The sequence below is a fragment of the Allofournierella sp. CML151 genome (assembly GCF_027853465.1).
GTDB lineage: Bacteria > Bacillota > Clostridia > Oscillospirales > Ruminococcaceae > Allofournierella.
In genome coordinates, this window is sequence record NZ_JAPNNW010000015.1 from 45,507 (window position 1) to 64,781 (window position 19,275).

The 19,275-nt window shown below is 62.6% G+C and carries 16 protein-coding genes; all 16 read right to left on the reverse strand.

Annotation, left to right across the window (positions count from 1 at the left end; all coding sequences use genetic code 11):
• Positions 1 to 53 precede the first annotated feature (53 nt).
• Positions 54 to 1,319 carry a glycosyltransferase gene (locus PH256_RS11145; RefSeq protein ID WP_270914239.1) on the reverse strand — a complete coding sequence of 422 codons (1,266 nt, stop codon included), beginning with the start codon at positions 1,317 to 1,319 and terminating at the stop codon, positions 54 to 56.
• 174 nt (positions 1,320 to 1,493) lie between these two features.
• A complete protein-coding gene (locus tag PH256_RS11150) occupies positions 1,494 to 1,949 on the reverse strand; it encodes a threonine/serine exporter family protein (protein ID WP_333766393.1) in 456 nt (151 codons plus the stop codon).
• Complete coding sequence (locus tag PH256_RS11155) at positions 1,946 to 2,716, reverse strand: threonine/serine exporter family protein (protein WP_087183695.1); 771 nt, start codon at positions 2,714 to 2,716, stop codon at positions 1,946 to 1,948. The genes PH256_RS11150 and PH256_RS11155 overlap by 4 nt, the downstream gene beginning before the upstream one ends.
• Entirely contained in the window at positions 2,713 to 5,265 is a 2,553-nt protein-coding gene (locus PH256_RS11160; protein ID WP_270914241.1) for a YfhO family protein, read from the reverse strand. Before PH256_RS11160 ends, PH256_RS11155 begins: the two co-directional genes overlap by 4 nt.
• A gap of 55 nt (positions 5,266 to 5,320) precedes the next feature.
• Positions 5,321 to 6,085: an acylneuraminate cytidylyltransferase family protein gene (locus tag PH256_RS11165; RefSeq protein WP_087183697.1), complete on the reverse strand. Its 765-nt coding sequence runs from the start codon at positions 6,083 to 6,085 to the stop codon at positions 5,321 to 5,323.
• A gap of 103 nt (positions 6,086 to 6,188) precedes the next feature.
• Complete coding sequence (locus tag PH256_RS11170; RefSeq protein ID WP_270914242.1) at positions 6,189 to 7,115, reverse strand: Gfo/Idh/MocA family oxidoreductase; 927 nt, start codon at positions 7,113 to 7,115, stop codon at positions 6,189 to 6,191.
• Between the two features lie 37 nt (positions 7,116 to 7,152).
• Complete coding sequence (locus tag PH256_RS11175) at positions 7,153 to 8,130, reverse strand: Gfo/Idh/MocA family protein (RefSeq protein WP_270914243.1); 978 nt, start codon at positions 8,128 to 8,130, stop codon at positions 7,153 to 7,155.
• A gap of 54 nt (positions 8,131 to 8,184) precedes the next feature.
• Positions 8,185 to 9,297, reverse strand: coding sequence for a metallophosphoesterase (locus tag PH256_RS11180; protein WP_270914244.1), 1,113 nt, complete (start codon positions 9,295 to 9,297; stop codon positions 8,185 to 8,187).
• Positions 9,281 to 10,471, reverse strand: a complete 1,191-nt coding sequence (neuC, locus tag PH256_RS11185; protein WP_270914245.1) for a UDP-N-acetylglucosamine 2-epimerase — start codon at positions 10,469 to 10,471, stop codon at positions 9,281 to 9,283. The genes PH256_RS11180 and neuC overlap by 17 nt, the downstream gene beginning before the upstream one ends.
• 42 nt (positions 10,472 to 10,513) lie before the next feature.
• Positions 10,514 to 11,509, reverse strand: a complete 996-nt coding sequence (neuB, locus tag PH256_RS11190) for an N-acetylneuraminate synthase (RefSeq protein ID WP_087183702.1) — start codon at positions 11,507 to 11,509, stop codon at positions 10,514 to 10,516.
• 98 nt (positions 11,510 to 11,607) lie between these two features.
• Positions 11,608 to 12,657: a sugar phosphate nucleotidyltransferase gene (locus PH256_RS11195; protein ID WP_333766395.1), complete on the reverse strand. Its 1,050-nt coding sequence runs from the start codon at positions 12,655 to 12,657 to the stop codon at positions 11,608 to 11,610.
• A 31-nt stretch (positions 12,658 to 12,688) separates the two neighbouring features.
• Positions 12,689 to 13,849: a LegC family aminotransferase gene (locus tag PH256_RS11200; protein WP_270914246.1), complete on the reverse strand. Its 1,161-nt coding sequence runs from the start codon at positions 13,847 to 13,849 to the stop codon at positions 12,689 to 12,691.
• A 58-nt stretch (positions 13,850 to 13,907) separates the two neighbouring features.
• Positions 13,908 to 14,552: a hypothetical protein gene (locus PH256_RS11205; protein ID WP_270914248.1), complete on the reverse strand. Its 645-nt coding sequence runs from the start codon at positions 14,550 to 14,552 to the stop codon at positions 13,908 to 13,910.
• Positions 14,549 to 16,579, reverse strand: coding sequence for a hypothetical protein (locus tag PH256_RS11210; protein WP_270914249.1), 2,031 nt, complete (start codon positions 16,577 to 16,579; stop codon positions 14,549 to 14,551). Before PH256_RS11210 ends, PH256_RS11205 begins: the two co-directional genes overlap by 4 nt.
• Positions 16,576 to 17,256, reverse strand: coding sequence for a hypothetical protein (locus PH256_RS11215; protein ID WP_270914250.1), 681 nt, complete (start codon positions 17,254 to 17,256; stop codon positions 16,576 to 16,578). The genes PH256_RS11210 and PH256_RS11215 overlap by 4 nt, the downstream gene beginning before the upstream one ends.
• Positions 17,253 to 19,271, reverse strand: coding sequence for a hypothetical protein (locus tag PH256_RS11220; protein WP_270914251.1), 2,019 nt, complete (start codon positions 19,269 to 19,271; stop codon positions 17,253 to 17,255). The genes PH256_RS11215 and PH256_RS11220 overlap by 4 nt, the downstream gene beginning before the upstream one ends.
• Positions 19,272 to 19,275: the final 4 nt, after the last annotated feature.

Genomic DNA, 19,275 nt, shown 5'->3' on the forward strand with positions numbered 1-19,275 from the left:
CGCACCAAAGCATTTTGCCCCCTGCCGCACCGGCAGGGGGCTTTTTGCTGCCTTTATTTCCAGTTCTGCCGCCTGCCTGCCAGATGGCTCAGGTAGCCGTGCAGAGAGGCCGTGCTCTGCACCAGCTGGAAGAAAAACAGGAACAGGATGAATCCACCCACCGTATTCTTAAACGGAATGTTCAGCCGCTGCTGGTACCTATAAACAGTCCAGAAGCACAGTGCCCCCACCAGCGCAGTGAACACGGTGAGCAGCCCCACCAGATAGCAATAGCCAAACAGCGCCAGAATCACGCCGGGCACAAAACCAAACAGGTAGGCCAGGTCCAGATAGATGATGCTCAGGTTCACGCTGGTGAAATACCGGGTGCAGCCGCTCTGCCGCCAGGGCGGCACCTCCCGCAGGCCCTCCAGCATGCCCATGGCCCAGCGCCGCCGCTGCCGGTAAAGGCCGCCCAAGGTCTCCGTCACCCTGGTATAGCCCACGGCGGCAGGCTCATAGCCGGAGGAATAGCCCAGCTCCAGCAGCCGGTAGGTGAGCACGATGTCCTCCCCCATCACCTGCTGCCAGCCCCCCGCCCGGCGCACCGCGCAGCTATTGTAGGCGCTGAAAGCCCCCTGTGCCACCAGGGTGGCGCCGTAGCTGCCCTGGAACCGCTTCACCGCCGCGATGCTGAGCAGGTAATCGTAGTTCTGCATCCGGGTCGTGCGGCTGCGGGTGGGGTTCTGCACAAACAGATTCCCTGCCACGCAGCCCCGCCGGGTGCCCAAAATGTGGTTCATAATCCGCTGCACCGCGCTGCCCTCCAGCCAGGTGTCCGCATCCACCGTGAGAAAATGGCGGGTGCGCACCTTACTGAGGCCCAGATTCAGGGCGTTGGCCTTGCCCGGCTGCCCGCAGTACAGATACCGCACCGGCCGGTTTTCCGGTGCCAGCCGAGCCATAGCCTGAATCTGGCGTTTGGTACCGTCGGTGGAGGCATTGTCCACCGCCAGAATGCAGATGCGCCCGGCATACTTCTGACTGAACAGCGCCTGAATGGTTCCGGCGATGTTCCCTTCCTCATTGTGGGCGCACAGGATGACGGTGGTGTCCTCGCAGGTCTGCGGATACTGCCGCCCCCTTCGGTGCAGCAGATTGGAAAAGAACATGGCGCTCATCAGATAGCCCGGCAGAAAGGCGATGCCGATGACCACCGCCCACACATAGACCGGCGGCAGCACCTCTACCGTTTCCTCGATCCAGGGGAGCGACAGCCAGACCGAAAACGCCAGCCACAGCATGCCGAACCCCACGGACAGGATGAATTTTCTGTTCACCCGAATCCCTCTTTTTTCGACAGCCTATGTGAAAGGAGGGCGAAGGGTGCCGGAGTCTGACCGGCAGGGCAATCGGTTTTCCCTGTGTTTTCACGCAAAAATCCCCCCGCGGCCTGTCTGCCGCGAGGGGATTTTTACAGAAAAAGAATTTTCAGCAATGGGACGAACCGGCACTCAGTTCCGGTCCCGGCGCAGATTGCTGGGCTTAAGCGGGATGGACATAACCACCGCAATGCCCATGGCCAGCGCCACCGCAATCTTCAGTGTCTCGGCACCCTTGGCCGCGCACTGGGCGGTATCGCCGGTGATGAAGGCGTAGGCGGTGTAGTAGATGCCCGCACCGGGCACCAGCGGGAAGATGCCGGGAATCAGGAACAAGGTCACCGGGGCCCGGCGCACGATGGCGAAGGCGCGGGTGGCAATGGTCAGCGGGATCACCGCCACCAGACTTGCCAGCACCGAGCTGGGCTGCACCAGCATCATAGCCCAGTAGACCAGCCAGCCGATGGCGCCCACGATGCCGCAGGCGGCAAAATGCCGGGGCGGCACATGGAACAAAAGGCCGAAGCAGACGGTGCCCAGAAAGGCCAGCGCCAGCTGGCGCAGAAACTCGATCATCAGCAGCATCATACGTTCACCCCCGGGATCATGGTGGCCAGGCCCAGAATCAGGCCCACGCCGCAGGCGATGCAGGCGGCGGTGAGCAGGGCATCCAGCATGCGGATGGTACCGGACAGAAAGTCCGCCATGATCAGATCACGGATGCCCAGAGTCAGCGCCATGCCGGGTACCAGCGGCATCAGCGCACCGATGATGGCCTTATCCATATTCTGGCCGAAGCCGGTGAGGAACAGCAGCATGGTGGCCAGCGCCACAAAGGCCGCCCCCAGAAACTTGGTGATCAGCTTGTTCAGGCCCCAGCGGCCCATCCACAGCAAAAACACCTGCAAGCCAAGACCCACCGCCAGAGCGATCAGACCGTCCTGCCAGATACCGCCGAACATGAGGGCAAAGCAGGCGCTGCCCGCGCCGCAGGCCAGGATCTGGTCCCGGCTGGGGGCGTAGGGCATGGTTTTGATCCGCTCCAGCTCCTCGTAAGCCTCATCCAGACTGACCTGCCCCTGGGCGATCTTGCGGGAAAGGGCGTTCACCGCCTCCACCCGGCCCAGATGCACCTCGCTGGCGGGCACACTGCGGATCTGTGCAGGCTGGCCGTAGTCCGAGCCCATGCTGGCAAACAGGCCGTTGGTGAGCACATAGCCGTGGAAGCTGTCCACCCCAAGGCTTTTGGCCATGATCTCCATGGTCTGCTGGGTACGGCTTACCTCGGCCCCGTTTTTCAGCAGCACCTCACCTGCCGCCATCACAAATTCCAGCACACGCTGCTGGTCGTTCATATTGCTTCTCCCCTATTCTTCTGCGTTTTGCGCCGCTCGGCCGCATACCAGCCCAGAACGGCGATCAGGCACAGGCCGCTCACCGCCGCGCCTGTTGCCGCGCCCGGATGATGGTAGGTCAGCTGAATCTGGTTTTCGCCTTCCTCCAGCCGCACGCCCATCATACCCTCAAAGACCTGCTCCACCGCCACCGGCTCGCCGTTGCGCTCAGCGGTCCAGTGGGCTTCGTCCTCCCAGGCGAAGGGCAGAATCAGCAGGTCGTTCTCTGCGCTGCCCTGGGCGGTCACCCGGATGCTTCCGCCCTCCCGGATGGTCAGCTCGGTGGGGGCGTTTTCCTTCAGCTGGTCAACCGCTCCGGCCAGCGCCGTCTCATCCAGGCTGTAGATCTGCAGCTTGTCAATATACTGGGCCGGGGCCTCCACGCCCAGCTGCAGGCAGACCGTCTGCCCGGCCTCCAGGCTGCCCAGCGGGAACACACCGCCCAGCGAGTCGCCCTGGAAGTATTCGCCCAGCAGCTCACCGTCCAGCTTCACGTCCGCCGGCAGGAAGTTGCCGGTATCCGGCACCGCCAGATAGCAGGGCCCGCTCACCGGCGCAGTGAAATACACGGTGAGTCCCTTTGCCTGGTCGTCCACCGTCACATTCTGCGCAGGCAGCAGTGCGTCGGCGCTGCCGGGCACCAGTGCCCGCAGCATCTCGTTCTGTAACTGGAAGGTATTGCTGCTTTCCTCCACGTCCACGTTCAGAGCGTCCGCGCTGCCCACATAGGCCAGCGGCAGGGCGTAGGGATTTTCATACACCTCCAGCTCGGTCCCCAGCTCCAGCTTCTGATAGGGCGCGGGTACCGGGCGGCTGCCGTCGGTATACAGATACTTGATGCCCAGCAGGCTGTCCGCCACGGCGGTGGAGCCCCAGCCGTAGGTGGTGTAGTTCACATAGCCCAACTGCTCCAGCATGGGCTTTGCGGTGCTGGCTTTGGTGGAGGAATAATGGCTGATGCCCCAGTAGCCCAGCAGCATGGGGTCATTCAGGGTACGCATGAAGTTCTTTTCCAGCCGGTAGTAACCCTCGTCCTTCTGCTCCAGGGCTTCCACCACCTGGCGGCCCTGGTCATAAAAGGTCTCGAACCCGCTTTTGGAGTAGCTCTCAAATTTGCGCAGGCTGAGCATACTGTTCACGCCCATGTCCGCCGCAGCCAGGCAGCAGAAGCCTGCGGTGCCCAGCAGCGCCACGCTGCGCTTTGCGCCCAGCAGCCAGATGCAAACTAGCGTGCCGAAGTAAAGCCCGCCGCACATGACCAGCTTGAGGACGGAAAACTCCTCTCCTGCGGTGGCGGTGTAGCCCGCCAGCCAGAGCGCGCCCAGTACCCCAGCCGCCGCGAAGGCCCAAACCCTGGGCCGGGCAGCCAGCAAAGCGCGGGCGGCCAGCAGCAGCAAAAACAGGCTGGCCAAAAAGCTGTAGCGGTAGGGGAACCAGACCGGCTCCTTGAAGCCGTGCCAGACAAGATCAATGCCGCTCACCCAGAAGCTGAGCACCAGCGTCGCCAGCACACCGGCGGCGGCCAGCTTTTCCCGCAGGCGGATCTTCCCATTGAAAAAGAAAAAGAGCCCCAGCACCACACAGAACACGCCGCAGTAGATGTTGGGCAGGCCGCCGGTCACGTCCTCCCAGAAAAAGTTGCCGAAGAACAGCTGCCACACCAGCTGGGGCAGGCTGAAATTGGGCTCCAGCGAGAGCTCCATGGCAAACAGTGCGCCCTTGCTCTCCTCAATTTCCACCAGCGCCGGATAGAGCAGCACCATGCCCAGCCCCGCGCCCAGCACACCGCTGGCCGCAAACCGGCCAAACCGGCGGGCAAACAGACGGCCGGTGCGCTCGCCCAACCGTTCACTGGTGGCCCAGTAGTAGAAGAAGTAGATCACGCTGAACAGGCATACTGCCCAGGCGGTGTAGAAGTTCAGGAGCACACAGGCGAACACCAGCCACAAAAGTGCCCAGTGGCGGCCGGTATCCACCAGCCGCTCCAAAGCCCACAGCACCAGCGGCGCCAGCAGCACCACGTCCATCCAGATCACGTTCTGGCTGTAGACCACGCAGAAGGCACAGAGGCCGTAGCCCTGGCTGAGCGCTGCCAGCAGCGGGCTGGCGCTGTTCAGGTGCTTTTGCAGAAAGAAGCAGCAGGCCGTGGCGGTGAGGGCGGTGCGCAGCCAGAACATGAGCTGCACCGCCACCGGAATCATGCGCAGCGGCAGCGCCAGCAAGATCAGATTGAAGGGACTGGCCATGTAATAGGCGAACAGGCCCAGGGTGCTGCCGCCGCACAGCTTGCCGAAGCTGTAGAACAGGCCGCCCTCGCCCAGGCGGCGTTTCAAGTCCGCCAGGTAGGCCACATACTGGCCGTTCAGATCGCCGGTGAGCATGGTGCCGTCGCCGAAGGGCCAGAAGCCCAGCAGCAGATAAGCACCGCCCACCAGCACCGTGGCCAGGGCAAAGCAGAAGATCAGATTGTTCCGCTGCGCGCGGGCGCAGGGGGTTTGTGTCTTTCCCATGGTATTCCTCGATAACAGATTTCAGCGCGGGAGCCGCAGGCCCCCGCGCCGCGTTTTATTCCCGGATGTTGTCCCGTACCTGGGCAAACTCCGGCAGAGTCTTGAACAGATGCCCGGCGATGACCTCCATCAGCAGGAAGTCCTCCTCGCTGTCGATGTCCAGCACGCCGGTATCCAGCATCTTGCTCACGCCGATCTTGCCGTCCCACAGAATGCCGGTGGTGTTGTTTGCCAAAAAATCCCGGCGGAACACGTAGATGCTGGCGTTCACGTCGTAGAACACCGGGGCCTGCTGGCGGGCGGTGTAGGTGGCGTTGTCAATGCCCTTTTCCACATGGTCGCCGCAGTCCCGCACCATGTTGAAGCAGGGATTCCGGCGGGACTCGGTGACGCTGAACACCAGGTCCAGGTCCGGGCGGGCGGCCTTCATCTCGAAGGCGTTCTGCACGTCCCTGGCGGTGCGCAGCGGGCTGGTGATGTCCAGATCCATCACGTAGTCGTAGGTGCAGCCGTTCTTCTCCTCCATGCGGGCCAGGCTGTCCTGGAAGACGGCCATCTTGGGCACAGTGTCGCCGCCCAGGGCCTCGCCCCGGGGCAGGAAGACCACCTCGGGATATTTGGCGGCCACCAGGTCCGCCAGGGCCTGGCTGTCGGTGTTCAGGCAGATGTCCACCTGCACGTCCGGCCGGGCGGCCTTGAACAGCGAAGCGGCGCTCAGGGTATAGTACACCAGCGGCTTTTCACAGAACACCTTCAAGTTCTTGTTTTTAAATCCCTTGCTGCCTGCGCGGCCGCAGATGGTGATGAGCAGTTTTTCCACGTTTTGTTCCTTCTTTCGGATTGATTCCTTGGGCAACACCGCACCATTCGCGGCAAGCCCCCTCAGGCGGCGTATCACCTGAAATGATGTGGTATTGCCTTTGTTATTCCTCGCCCAGGGTCAGCTTGAGCACGTCCAGCGCCATGGCCGGGCTGTTGATGCTCTCGCCCTGGCCGTTGATGGCGTAATCCAGGAAATACTCCATCTCCCGCATATAGCGGTCGTTCACCGGCTCCTCAAAGTGCTGCACCACACCATTGGCCAGGGTCAGCGTGCCTGCGCCGAAGTCGGCGGTGACGGTACCGTCGGCGCAGAACAGCTCGATGGTGCGCCGGTAGGTGCGGCCGAAGTAGTCCAGATGAATCTCCGCCAGCATATGCGGATAGCGGGCGATGTAGACGGACAGATCGTCCGAATCGATTTCCAGATCAGAATAGGTTCCCTTGAAGTTGTAGCTTTCCAGAGGCTTGCCGAACAGCTCCACCATGTAGTCCCACTCGTGGATCAGATCGATGGTCACGCCGCCGCCCATGTCCTTGTGGGCGGAGTAGACCTTGCGGTAATCCACGCCCGGCCGCCAGTCCGGCAGATAGGACGAGCAGATGACCCGGGCGGAGTAGGGCCACAGGGTGGGCATCAGCTTCTTCAGCGCCAGGAAGGTGCCGCACCAGCGCATGGGCGCGGCCACATAGGCCTTCTGGGTCTCCAGGCCCAGCTCGGCCAGATCATAATCGGTGTGATCGAAGATGGGCTTTTCGATGAACAGGTTCTCCGCCTTGCCCGCCAGATCCGCCAGGGTGGAGGCGTGCAGGCTGGTGGGGTTGGTGATGAAGGCCACGTCATAACGGCCCAGCTGCTCAAAGTCGATGTACTGGTGCTTGATCACCGCCGCCAGCTCGGGGGGCAGAGGCTTTAAGCTGGAGCGCAGCGCGTCCACCTCCAGGGGAATGCCCCGCCGGGAGGCGATGTGGATCAGATTGTTCAGATGCCGCTTGCCGATGGAACCCAGGCCCACAAACAATACTTTCATGGTGCTTCCTCCTTTTATTTTGTTGGCAAAAACAGCCTTATGCCTCCTCGATGGCCTCGATCAGCCGGATGGTCTCCAGATCCTTCTCGAAGCTGTAGCGGGGCTGCTCGGCGCCCTTGAGCACCGCGAAGAAGTTGGCCAGCTCGTCCACGTAGGCGTTTTCCACAATGTTGTCGCTGTAGCGGGAATCGTGCTCAAAGCTCTCGTAGGTGTTCACCGGCAGCTTTTCGCCCTTGTCGTGGTCGAAGGTGTAAAGGCTCTTGGGGTTGCCCTCCCAGAACAGGTGCAGCCCTTCGCCGAAGCACTCAAAGTTGCGCACCGCCTTGGGGCTTACCACGTCCACCGCCAGCATGCCCTTCACGCCGTTTTCGTGGCGCAGGGTCACAAAGTAGCTGTCCGGGTAGTCCACCTCCAGCTGGCTGATCTTGTCCTTTTCCACGTGCAGGCTCTTCACCGGGCCGAAGGTGTCCAGCAGCCAGGGCAGGTCGATGCCGAAAATCTCCCGCACGCCGCCGGTGCGCTTGTCGCCCACAAAGAAATTTTTATAGTTTTCCCAGGGGTGCCAGTCCGGCAGATACTGGCCGATGTGATAGATGTAGTTCACCGGCTTGTCGAAGGCTTCCACCTGGTGCTTGATGTACCGGGTCTCGCCCCGGTATAGCATGGTGGAGGAAAGGAACAGGGGCAGGCCCTTTTCCTTGGCCTTTTTCATGTTCTCCTCGTAGCCGTCGCTTACCAGGTTCAGCTCGGTGAACACCGGCAGGCCCGCATCCAGCAGCTCGCTGATAATGCCCGCATGGGTGATGGGGGCGGTGCAGACCAGCGCCGCGTCGAATTTTTCTGCCGCCACTGCTTCGCCGATGCTGGCATAGGCGGGGATGCCCAGGCCCTCGGCCTCGACCCGGCGGGACTCGGTGGTGTCCACGCCGCTGATCTGGATGGATGCGTCCATTCCCTTGGCCAGGCGGGCACGGCGCTTGCCCATGCTGCCCAGACCCACAATCAAAAGTTTCATTTGTTCACACCTCGCGTTTTTTGTTCCGACGGTTCTTTTGCCGCCCGCCGGGAATTATTCCTGTTGCAGCCATTCCGCCGGGACCCAGCCGGGCCGGTCGCCGGTTTTGATGAGCGCCCAGTCCCCTGCCCGGGCAGCAAGGCCCACTCGCTGGCCGGTTTGCAGCGGCGGGCGGTAGTCGGTGTAATCGTCCGCCAGCCTCCAGCCGGTCTCCGTCTGCTGCACCAGCTGCGCGGGAGCTGAGAACTCCCGGCCGGTTTTTTCGTGGCGGCAGCGGCACAGCCCGCCCTGCCATTGCAGGGGCTGCACTTCATAGCTGGGCCAGTTGATGTTCACGGTGGCGGGCTTTTCCGCCTGCGGGCGCAGCACCCGGGCGGCGGGCAGCTCGTCCACCCATTCGCAGCCCAGATACTCCCCGTCCTGCAAGACCGCGCCATTCAGCTGGCCGCCGGTTTTGACCCGGTTGCCCCCGTCGATGCAAAGAATCTTCCGCTCCCTGTCATAATAAGGAGAAAGGCGGCACTCGGTCAGGTCGTAATTGCAGGCCGGATAATGGCCTACAATCAGCAGCCGGTCAAAGCGCCCGGCAGTTTGCAGAAAGCCCCGCCGGGTGATCACCTCCACCGGGTCCTGCTTGTCCGGCGGCAGCGCCGCGTCCATTGCAGCATGGGCGAAATAATATTGCTCACTTTCCAGGATTCGGGGCAGCCCGGCCAGAAAGGCCGCCTGCTTCGGGTAAGCCCGGCAGAGGGTCTGGATGGTGCCGTGGGCATCCGCCAGCGCCGCATCCCTGTCGATCCCCTGGGCAGCGCACTGCTCCCAGAACAGCTGCCTTGGCTGGCGGTCCAGAAAGACCGGCAGCCAGGGGGCTTCAGCCTCGTCGTTCATGCCGTCGCAGTTGTCCAGCAGAATATGCACGTCGGGCAATAACGACAACTCCATGGCGAAGTCCAGCATGGCCATGTTCTCCTCGCCCTTGGTCAACAGGTCCCCCGCCAGCACCAGTGCGTCGGTGCCGGGGCGGTAGTCCAGCTTGTTCAGAAGGCGTTCCAGCAGAGCCTTGCAGCCGTGAATATCGCTGATGGCAAGCACCCGCTGGCCTGGCTTGAACTCCGCGTTCCGGAGCATGCCCGGGGCCATCGGGTACCGCTTACTCCACGGGTCCATCGTAGAACCCCTTGGGCGCGCCGAAGTCCGGCCGGGCCAGCTGCCGGCGCAGAATCTCTACAATGCGGCCGCTGGTGTCGCCCCCGTTGTAGGGGCTCACGGTCTGCTTTGCCTTTGCGGCAAATTCCTCACTGAAGGCGGTTTCCAGGGCCGTGAGGATCTCGCTCTTTTCGGCCTTGCAGCAGAGCACGTTGGGGCAGATGATCCGCCCGGCCTGCCGCTCGCCGATGTTTACTGTGGGCACCCCAAAGGTGGGGGTCTCCACCACGCCGGAGGAGGAATTGCCCACCACCGCTGCCGCGCAGGCCATGGCGGAGAGATACCGCTTGACCCCGAGACTTGTAAAGGCAATAGCCCTGTCAGGATGTTTTTCCACCCAACGGTCAATCAGCTCGTTGATGGCAAGGCCGCCCGCGTCCGCGTTGGCCTTGGTGATGAGCCAGCGCACCGGGCGGGCTTTTTGCAGCTGCTCCATTGCAGCCAGAAGCTGGGCCACCTGTTCGGTGGGGCTGGCCCCGCCCGCGGTTTCCGGGTGGAAGGTGACCAGCGCGAAGGGGCCGGAAAGATCAAAGCCCAGACTCTCGCTCAATTCTTCCCGGCTCATCTTGGGCATGGTGCGGATGTTTTCATCCCCCAGGCCGCCCACATTGAACACGGTGTCCGGCGCTTCGCCCATGCGGATGACCCGCCGGGCGTACTCCGCGCAGCTGGGGAAATGCAGGTGGGCCATCTTGGTGATGCAATGGCGGTAGTAGTCGTCCGCCGCACCCAGGGTCACGTCGCCGCCGCTGATGTGGGCAATGGGCACCCCGGTCATGGCCGCCGCCTGAGCCGCCGCGAAGATCTCGTACCGGTCACCCAACACCAGCACCGCGTCCGGCTTATGCTCCCAGAACCAGCGGCTGAACTGCTGGATGGTGTAGGCCACGGTGTCCGCCGTGGCCAGCGGGCCGGTGCCGAATTTCAAAATGGGGATGCGGGCGGCGATGGGTACCCCGTCCGCCTCGATCTCCTGTACGGTATTGCCGAATTCCGGGGCCAGATGGGCACCGGTAACTAATACCTTTAGTATAAAATCGTCAGATTTCAACAGTTTTTGGATCACCGGACGCAGCAGACCGTACTCGGCCCGGGTCCCGGTGACGACCGCAAGGGTCTTTGGCTGGGCTGCCATGGGCAGCACCCCCCTTTTGTAGTTTTCATCAAGCTGCTTTGCTCACAGCTCGATTTTTTCGTCCTCTTCAAAATCCCGCTTGGCGGTCTTGCCCAGCACCTCGTACCAGCGCATGGGGCTGATGCCGTCGCCGGGGCGCTTGGTGGTCAGGTTCTCTGCGGTGAAGGTCTCCCCCGCCTTGATGTCCCGGGCCGCCACGATGCTCTTGCGGGCGATGGGCTTGTTCTTGGCCTCGCTGGCGCTCACCGCCTTGCGGCCGGTGCCCAGAGCAGCTTCGGTGTGGCGCACCGCATCCACCATGGCCTTCAGCTCGGCGGGCTCCAGGCTGGCCTTGTGGTCCGGGCCCTCCATGGTCTTGTCCAGCGTGAAGTGCTTTTCAATCACCGTTGCCCCCAGGGCCACCGCGGCCACGTCGCACTCCCAGCCGGAGGTGTGGTCGGAAAGGCCGTAGGGCAGGCCGAACTGCTCGCCCAGCTCCAGCATGGCCAGCAGGTTCGCGTCCTCATAGGGGGTGGGGTACTCGGTGTTGCAGTGCAGCACGGTCACCTCGGGGCAGCCGTTGTCTTCCAGGATGCTCAGGGCGTCCTCGATCTCGGGCAGGGTGCTCATGCCGGTGGACAGAATCACCGGTTTTTTGGTGCGGCCCACCGCCTCCAGATAGGGCAGGTTGGTGATCTCGCCGCTGGGCACCTTGCACATGGGCAGGTCCAGGCTGGCCAGGAACTCCACGCTGGGCAGATCGAAGGGCGCGGACAGATACTGAATGCCGATGGAATCGCAGTACTCCTTCAGCTCTTTATGGGCCTCAAAGCCGAAGTGGATGCGGCGCACCATCTCCAGCTGGCTCTCCTCGGCCCCGGTCTCCCGCTTCTGGTACTCCGCCTTCTGGGCGAATTTGGAGATGACCAGCTCGGGCACGGCGGTCTGGTATTTCACCACATCCGCGCCGCACTCCTTGGCCACCAGGGCCATCTTCTTGGCCAGCTCCAGGCTGCCGTTGTGGTTTACACCGGCTTCCGCAATGATCAAAACGCTCATGGAATCGCTCCATTTCTTATACAAAAGGTAATTTTTATCTGTTTTTCAACCGTTTTCCACCGGTTTTCGACCGCAGGCGCGGCCGTTTTGTGGAAAATTCAGCTGTTGCCCTCCAGGCGGCGGCGCATGTGGTCCAGCTCTTCGATCTGGCCCATATCCATCCAGCTCTGCTCGCTGATGGGATACACGCCCACCTTTTCGCCCATGGCGCGGTAGTGCTCGATGATGTCGGTGAAGCCCTGCTTCTTGCCGTCCTCCAGCTCCTCCACCACGCGGGGCTCCACCACATACACGCCGGTGTTGGTGAGGAAGTTCATCTCCGGCTTTTCCCGCATGGTCTGGATGGTGCCGTCGTTGTTCAGCTCGATGACGCCGTAGGGCACGGTGAAGTGCTTCACCGCGCAGACCATGGTGATGAGATTGCCCTGGCTCTTATGGTAGTTCAGGATATCGCCGTAGTCGGCATCCAGCAGGATGTCGCAGTTGGACAGAAAGAAGGTGTGGTCCAGCTTGCCCTTCAAAAGGCACAGACCGCCGCCGGTACCCAGCGGCTCGTCCTCATCCGCATAAGAGACATGATAGTTTTTTTCCAGGTCGTTGAAGTAGCTCTTGATCATGTTCTTTTTGTAGTTGACCACCAGGCGGAAATCGGTGCAGCCGAAATCGCAGAACCGGTCGATGATCAATTCCAGAATGGGGCGCTCGCCCACCGGGATCAGAGGCTTGGGCAGAATTTTGGTGTAGGGGTACAGGCGGGTGCCCAGGCCGCCGGCCATGATGACCACCGACAGCCCTGCGCAGGTGCGGTTGTCCAGATCCACGCCGCTGGTGAAGATGATGTCCACAATGCGGCCCTGTTTGTCCAGCAGTGGCAACGCGTCGATGCCCTGCTCCTCAATGTAGGCCCGGGCGCGGGCGCGCTGCTCCAGGGGCAGGCTTTTGGGGTGGTAGTTGGCGGCCTCGCGCAGCGGGCCCTCCAGCGCGCCGCCCCGCAGAATGTACTTGCGGATATCGCCGTCGGTCACCGCCGCGGCCAGCTTGCCCTCCGGGGCAATGAACAGGATGCGCTGGCCGGTCTCGTCCAGCTTTTTCAAGGTATTCAGCACACTGGTGTTTTCGTCGATCAGCAGCTCGTCGATGCGCAGCATGGGCGCTCGCCTCTCTTTCGTGGATGTATTGTTACAGCGCCAGCAGCGCGTCGATGACCCGCTGGCAGTCCTCACGGGTCAGGTTGGTGGAGCAGGGCAGGTTCACGATCTTGGCCCGGTAATCCTGGGCCTTCTCGACGCTGAATACCTGGTTCTTGCCATAGTCGGCCTGCTCGTGAATCAGCGCCCACACCGGCCGGGTCTGGATCTTCTGCTCCTTCAGCGCCTGAATCACCTGGTCACGCTGATGGCGGGGGTCCTCCAGATACAGCGAGAAGAACCATTTGTTGGAGCGGGTGCAGTCGTCCCGGAAGGGCAGGATGCGGTAGCCGTTCTTGCCGTCCAGCGCGTCCTTGTACATCTGCCACATCTCGTGCTTGTGGGCGATGAAGCCCTCCACCTGCTCGATCTGAGCCAGGCCCAGCGCCGCCTGCAGGTTGGTCAGGCGGTAGTTATAGCCCACCTCGTCGTGCAGGAACTGCAGCTCGTCGGCCTTGGCCTGGGTGGACAGGTGCTTTGCATGCTCGGCCCAGTCCGGATGGTTGGAGACCACCATGCCGCCGCTGCCGGTGGTGATGAGCTTGTTGCCGTTGAAGCTGTAAACGCCCACGTCACCGATGGTACCGGCGAACTTGCCCGCGAAGGGACCGCTGGTGTAGTAGGTGCCCAGGGCCTCGGTGGCGTCCTCGATCAGAATCAGGTTGTATTCCCTGGCGATGCGGGTGAACTCCACCATATCCGCCATGTTGCCGAACACGTGCACCACCAGCAGGGCCTTCACATGGCGGCCGGAGGTGTTGTTGATCAGCTTGCCGTCTTCCATGTGGCACTCCTCTTTGCAGAAGCGCTCGGCGGCGGCGGGGTCCATGCACAGGCTGTCGTCACAACCGATGAACACCGGCTCAGCATTGGCATAGCGCACCGGGTTGACCGCAGCAATGAAGGTGAGGGTGGGCACGATCACCTCGTCGCCCATGCCCACGCCGGAGATCAGCATAGCCAGGTGCAGGCCGGAGGAGCCGCAGTTGCAGGCTACGGCCCGGTCCATGTGCACATAGTCGGCGATGGCCTTTTCAAAGTCGCCCACCTTGCTGCCGCCGGTGGACACCCACTCGCTGACCACCGCGTCGTTCACATATTCTTTTTCCTTGCCGGAAAAATTGGGAACGGACAAAGGAATAAAGTTTGCCATTTTAATAACCTCTTTTCCAAAGATTGGGCTGGCGCCGGGCCGCTTTTGAAAGCGGCACTCAGCGCTTTTTCTTTGCTTGATATGTTTGCCAGGCGCTTTGAGCCAGCGACAGCGCGCAGGCACAAAGCCCCGGGTAAAGCACCAGTTCCATGGCCCCGTACCAGCCGGGGGCAAAGTAGCTGACCAGGCCCGCCGGCTCATTCATGGAAAAGCCGGAAAAGGTCATGGTCACAGGCTTGCCCTCCTCGGGGCTGCAGGGGTCCAGCCGCAGAGCGGCAATCCTGCCCTGGGGCAGGGTGTACACATAACTGCCGTCATCCTGCTGAGCGGCAAAGACCCGCTTGTTCACGCTGAAGTCCTCGCTCTCGGCATTGGTGTAATACAGGCACATCTCCCGGGGGCTGCGGTCGAAGCTGGCCGTCAGGCGCAGGGTGCGCACCGTCATGCCGTCGGTGTTGTGCCAGATCATCTGGGGGTCGCCGCTGGTGGTGATGTAGCTGCCGTCCTCCAGCAGCTGCATGTCCACCAGTTCGAAATTCTCCAGCATCAGCTCACACTGGTAAAGGCTTCCGCCCGCCTTGGCGATCGTATCCATTCCAAGGCTCCAGACGCTGCCCCCCAGCCAGACGATCAGCGCCGCCGCATAGCACAGAAGAGGCAGAAAGACCGGACGGCCCAGCCATTGTTTCAGTTTTGGAATCATCGGGGCACCTCCATCGCCACCGGCTCATAGCCGTCGAGCGTGATGCGGTAGAGCAGCGTCTCGCCGTTTTCGGCGGCGGCCAGACCATCGGTGAACAGGCTGCCGTATCCGGCCACAAAGCCCGCGTCCAGCTTGTCCACAAAGATGTATTCACAGCCGCTCTCGGCCACTGCCTTTGCAAAGTCCTCGGTGCTGTAGGCGTGGAAGTAAAGCGCGCCGCCCTCCTTGACTTCGGGCATATTCTCGGGCAGACAGAAGGTACCGCCGCCCGCGCCGTACAGGCCGGTCTCCTCGTCCAGTTCCCAGCCGCTGTAATCCAGAATATTGGGCTGGAAGTAGCAGCTGTAGGTGAACCAGAGCAGGCCGTCGTCGCCCTGGCTCACAAAGAAGATGCGGTCGTCCTCGTCGATCTGTGCCTTCACCGCGTCCACCTTTTCCATGATCAGGTACTGGTCCGCAAAGGTGGCGTCGGAAAAGCCCAGCACGCTCATCTGGGGCAGCACCAGCATGTTCACCCGCAGCAGCATCAGGCCGGCAAAGGCCAGCGCCCCCGCCTGACCCAGCAGCCGCCAGCGGCCGGTCTGCACCACCCAGGAAAGCACCGCCGCGGCCATCAGGAACCAGACAATGTAATAGGTATCCATATAGCGGTTGTAGTCATCCAGCCCTTCTGCCTGGAAGGGCTTGAAGATGAAACCGTAGCTGATGGTGATCACATAGCTGTAGGCCGCAAAGCCCAGAGTGCTCAAGCCCATCCAGCACAGCACCCGCATCCGCTGGCGCATGCCTTTTGCGAACACCAGGGCAATCACGAACATGCCCAGAATCAGGCCGGTCACCAGAACGCCCTGCCCAACCATGGACACCAGCCGCTCCTTGCTCAGAAAGGCCGCCCACATGCTCTGGATGGCGGCAAAGAACTGCTCCTGCCGGGCGGCGTACTCCTCCGGCACGGACAGGCCCAGCAGCATCCTGGTGCCCTGCAGCGCCGCGCCAAAGGGGCTCAGGGAGGTCACGCCGGTGCCGCCGCTTTCGGCGTTTTTCTGCACCAGTACCGCGATGTAATTGCTCCATATTTTATACTGGGCCAGCGGCGCTGCCAGACACAGCACCGCAAAGCCGAACCGCCGGGCCAGACCCTCCTTCCAGCGGTCCTTGTAATCAAAGAGGAAGGCATCCGCCGCGATGCAGCCCGCCGCGATCAGGGCAATGGGGAAGGTGTTGTCCTTGATGTTGGCCAGCAAAGCCAGCACCGGCAGCCCCGCCCAGCGGGGTCCCGCACCCTTTTCGCTGCGCAGGGCAATCCACATGGCCACCGCGCCGCCTGCCAGCATTCCGGCCGGCACGTCGCCGTAGGCGCTCATGTAGGTGTCGTCCACTGCAACAGTACGGGCATACACCGTGAAGAACCAGGGGGTGCACCAGCCGATCACCGCCATGGGCAGCGCCAGCCGGTAGTGTTTGAAGCCGATGACACCCACCAGCGCAGCGATGCAGGCGAACAGCAGCAGGTCGTAGGCCAGATACACCTTAAAGGGCGCGAAGGCCCCGAAGAACTGCACAAAGTAGCTCAGCACGATCAGGCCGCAGTTCTGGGTAGCCTGCCAGGGGGTACCGTATTCGCAGATGGTATACAGATGATCGGTGGTACTGGTCATCTGCGCTGCCGGGCCCCAGAAGCTGAACTCGTCAAAATCATGGAACATGGGCTGGCGGATGGAAAAATACACCGCGAAACTGATGGCCAGCCCCCAGAACACCACCGCGCCGGGGCTGAGCAGCCGCCGGGCCTCGCTGCGTTTGGTCACCAGGGCAAAGATGCCCAGGCCCCAGGCCGCCAGATAGAACACCCAGCCGCCCGCCACCAGCAGATCCGCCACGCCCGCCAGGGTGAACCAGATGCCGGTAATGCCCAGCGCGGCAAGCGGAGCCAGCGCACTGTGCAGCCGGGCCTTCAGGGTAAGGAAGGCGCACAGGCCGAACAGGGCCGTAAAACTCAAAACCAGATCAAAATACTGCAAGCTCATTTCTCCTTTTTAAAGGCACTCCCGCCCCGGGGCTTCCGGCGTGCAATGCGCGCCGATTCCCGGAACGGCTCAGGCTCCAATATCGCCCACAGCTCCCACAGCACCGCCACAATTACCGGCGGTACCAGCAGCCCCAGCACAAGGCCGGTGGCGGTGGGAACAAAGGCGGCGTACCAGCCCTCGGCCGGGTTCAGGGTCACCCCGTCAAAGCGGGTGGTCACGCCGCCCACACTGTCCGGGTCCAGGCGGATCTCGCTCACCACGCACCCGCCCAGATCAAAGCGGTACGCGCCGTCGGCAGTCTTGTGGGCATACACCATCTGAGCCGCGGAAAAATCCGCCTGGCCCGGTGCTTTCCAGTAAAGCACCACCGCCTGGCCGGGGGTGAGCTGCTCCACGCGCAGCTCCACCGTTTCCAGATAAACCCCTTCCGGGTTCGGGGCGGTCCAGTGCAGCTGGGGGTCGGTATCGGTGGAGACGTACCACACGCCTTCCTTCTCGCCCTCCAGCTCCTGCACGCCCACGCCGGTCAGGTCCTGCCAGGCAAGCTCGGTCTGCGCCTTCATTCCTTTGTAGGCATACCAGGCGCTTTTGGCAAGGCTTACCCCGCCAAAAATCAGCCAGAGGGCCAGCACGGCAGCATAGGCCGCCGCCAGCCAGCGAATCGGTCGTTTCATGCCGCGCCTCCTTCCTCGCGCACCCAGCGCACGGTGTCGCCCTCATACTCCACCCGCAGCAGGATCACCGAATCGGTGCGCCGGTCGGGCAGATCGTCGATGCCGAAGGCGGGACCGATGGTCCCGGCGATGTAATCGTCGCTCTCGTCGATGAGGATATGGGTGTAGCGCTTGTCCAGCAAAAACAGCCGCAGATCGTCCGCCGTGCAGACGGTCTGGTAGGGGTACACCTCCGGCATACCCTCCTGGGCACGGGCCGGGTCCACCAGATTCATATGGGTGGTGTCCCAGTTCCAGTCGCCCTCGTGGCCATAGCCGAAGCCGCCGAAGCCCCGGGCCAGCGTGGCGTTCAGATCATAGCCGAAGTAGTTCCAGCGGGTGGCGTCGTCGCCCTGGCTGATGAGCAGAACGGTGTCGTCCCAATCCAGCAGGTCGTTCACCTGTCCGGCCCGCTCCTTCACGTCATCCCGCACCGCGTAGACCACGTGGGGATAGTTCCAGAAGCCCGCGGCGGGCACGCCCCGCCAGCCGATCAGCACACAGAACACCGCCAGCACACCCACGGCGGCCATCCGGGCCAGCTTGGCCCACGCGCCGCCAAAGCCTGCCCGGGCCAGAAGGCCCAGCGCCATCAGGAAAAAGCCCAGATAATAGGGCCCGATGTAGCGGATGTAATCCTTCAGCTCCAGGGCCTCCGCGTCCTTGAAGTTGAACACATACAAGAACAGGTGGAACACCAGAAAGGCCACCAGCGCCAGGGTGCCGAACACCGCCAGCACCACCGGGCGGCGGCGCTCCTCCCCCTGTTTCTGGGCAAGGAACACCATGGCCAGCACAAGGAAGATGGCCGCCAGCGCCAGCGCGCCGCCGCCCAGAAGGCACACCGGCACGCTTACCGGGCTTTTCAGCATCAGCGCGCTCACCTGGGTGAACTTTTCGGTGGGCTCCTCCAGCCGCAGCAGCTGCCGCACGCCGGAAAGGATAGCCGCGCCCTGGCTCATGGCTGCGTCACCGCTGCCAACGGTGGTTTTGTCCGCGCCGGTCATGGCCGCCACATAGCGGGTCCAGCCCAGGTAAAAGCCCGCCACCGGAACGGCCAGCAGCACACCGCCGCCCACTGCCTTGGCCAGACGGCGGCCAAAGCCCGCCAGCGGCCCAGTGAGCAGCGCATCCGCGCAGATCAGGCCCACCGCGATCAGGGCATAGGCCAGGCCCATATCCTTGATGAGGGTCAGAAAGCTCACCTGCACCAGCAGCACCGGCAGGCAGCATTTTTTCTCTTTTAACGCAAAATACAGGCAGACCGTGGCCCCGAACACAAAGCCCAGGGGCAGATCGCCCAGCACCGAGAGGTACACGGTGGACAGCTCCCCCACCGAGGGGGCGCTGAAAAAGTAAGGCAGCAGAAAGCCGCAGCCCGCCAGCACCAGGGTGCCCGACCAGCGTTTGCCTGCCAGCGCGGCCATGGCAGCCACCGCCGCGGCCAGCATGGCATCGTAGGCAAAGTAGGCACTCCACTCCGAGAACCCGGCGCTGAAAAACTGGAACAGATAAACCACCAGCATCATGCCCGGGTTGGAGGCCTTGGCCAGCAGGTTGCCCTGAGCCGCCGGGTGCAGCACGTTCTGCAGCTTGGTCAGTTTAGCCGCCGAGCCCCACAGGGTAAATTCATCGTTCTGGGCAAACTCCGGCCGGGTGATGGCGAACACCACCAGAAAGAACACACTGGCCGCCAGAAATACACCGAAGGCCGGTGTGAACAGGGTCTCCAGCGTTTCAGCCAGCCGTCGGCGGGCCAGCAGAACGGCCACAAGCGCCGCCGCGCCCAGATAAAACAGCCAACCGCCTACCGGCAAAAGGCCAACAAAGCCCCAGAGGCAGAGCCACACCGCCCCGCCGCCGATCACCGGCAGCGCAAACAGGGCGGCATCCGCCCGGCAGAGCCGGGCCAGGAAGGCGCTGTACAGCCCAATGGCCGCCAGCGCCAGGAATCCGCTGATCGTTACCATCACCATCCCG

Coding starts and splice junctions, on each gene's coding strand:
- PH256_RS11150 (WP_333766393.1), bottom strand. CDS start 1,949: ATGATGCTGCTGATGATCGAGTTTCTGCGCCAGCTGGCGCTGGCCTTT.
- PH256_RS11155 (WP_087183695.1), bottom strand. CDS start 2,716: ATGAACGACCAGCAGCGTGTGCTGGAATTTGTGATGGCGGCAGGTGAG.
- PH256_RS11160 (WP_270914241.1), bottom strand. CDS start 5,265: ATGGGAAAGACACAAACCCCCTGCGCCCGCGCGCAGCGGAACAATCTG.
- PH256_RS11170 (WP_270914242.1), bottom strand. CDS start 7,115: ATGAAAGTATTGTTTGTGGGCCTGGGTTCCATCGGCAAGCGGCATCTG.
- PH256_RS11175 (WP_270914243.1), bottom strand. CDS start 8,130: ATGAAACTTTTGATTGTGGGTCTGGGCAGCATGGGCAAGCGCCGTGCC.
- PH256_RS11180 (WP_270914244.1), bottom strand. CDS start 9,297: ATGGACCCGTGGAGTAAGCGGTACCCGATGGCCCCGGGCATGCTCCGG.
- neuC (WP_270914245.1), bottom strand. CDS start 10,471: ATGGCAGCCCAGCCAAAGACCCTTGCGGTCGTCACCGGGACCCGGGCC.
- neuB (WP_087183702.1), bottom strand. CDS start 11,509: ATGAGCGTTTTGATCATTGCGGAAGCCGGTGTAAACCACAACGGCAGC.
- PH256_RS11195 (WP_333766395.1), bottom strand. CDS start 12,657: ATGCTGCGCATCGACGAGCTGCTGATCGACGAAAACACCAGTGTGCTG.
- PH256_RS11200 (WP_270914246.1), bottom strand. CDS start 13,849: ATGGCAAACTTTATTCCTTTGTCCGTTCCCAATTTTTCCGGCAAGGAA.
- PH256_RS11205 (WP_270914248.1), bottom strand. CDS start 14,552: ATGATTCCAAAACTGAAACAATGGCTGGGCCGTCCGGTCTTTCTGCCT.
- PH256_RS11210 (WP_270914249.1), bottom strand. CDS start 16,579: ATGAGCTTGCAGTATTTTGATCTGGTTTTGAGTTTTACGGCCCTGTTC.
- PH256_RS11215 (WP_270914250.1), bottom strand. CDS start 17,256: ATGAAACGACCGATTCGCTGGCTGGCGGCGGCCTATGCTGCCGTGCTG.
- PH256_RS11220 (WP_270914251.1), bottom strand. CDS start 19,271: ATGGTGATGGTAACGATCAGCGGATTCCTGGCGCTGGCGGCCATTGGG.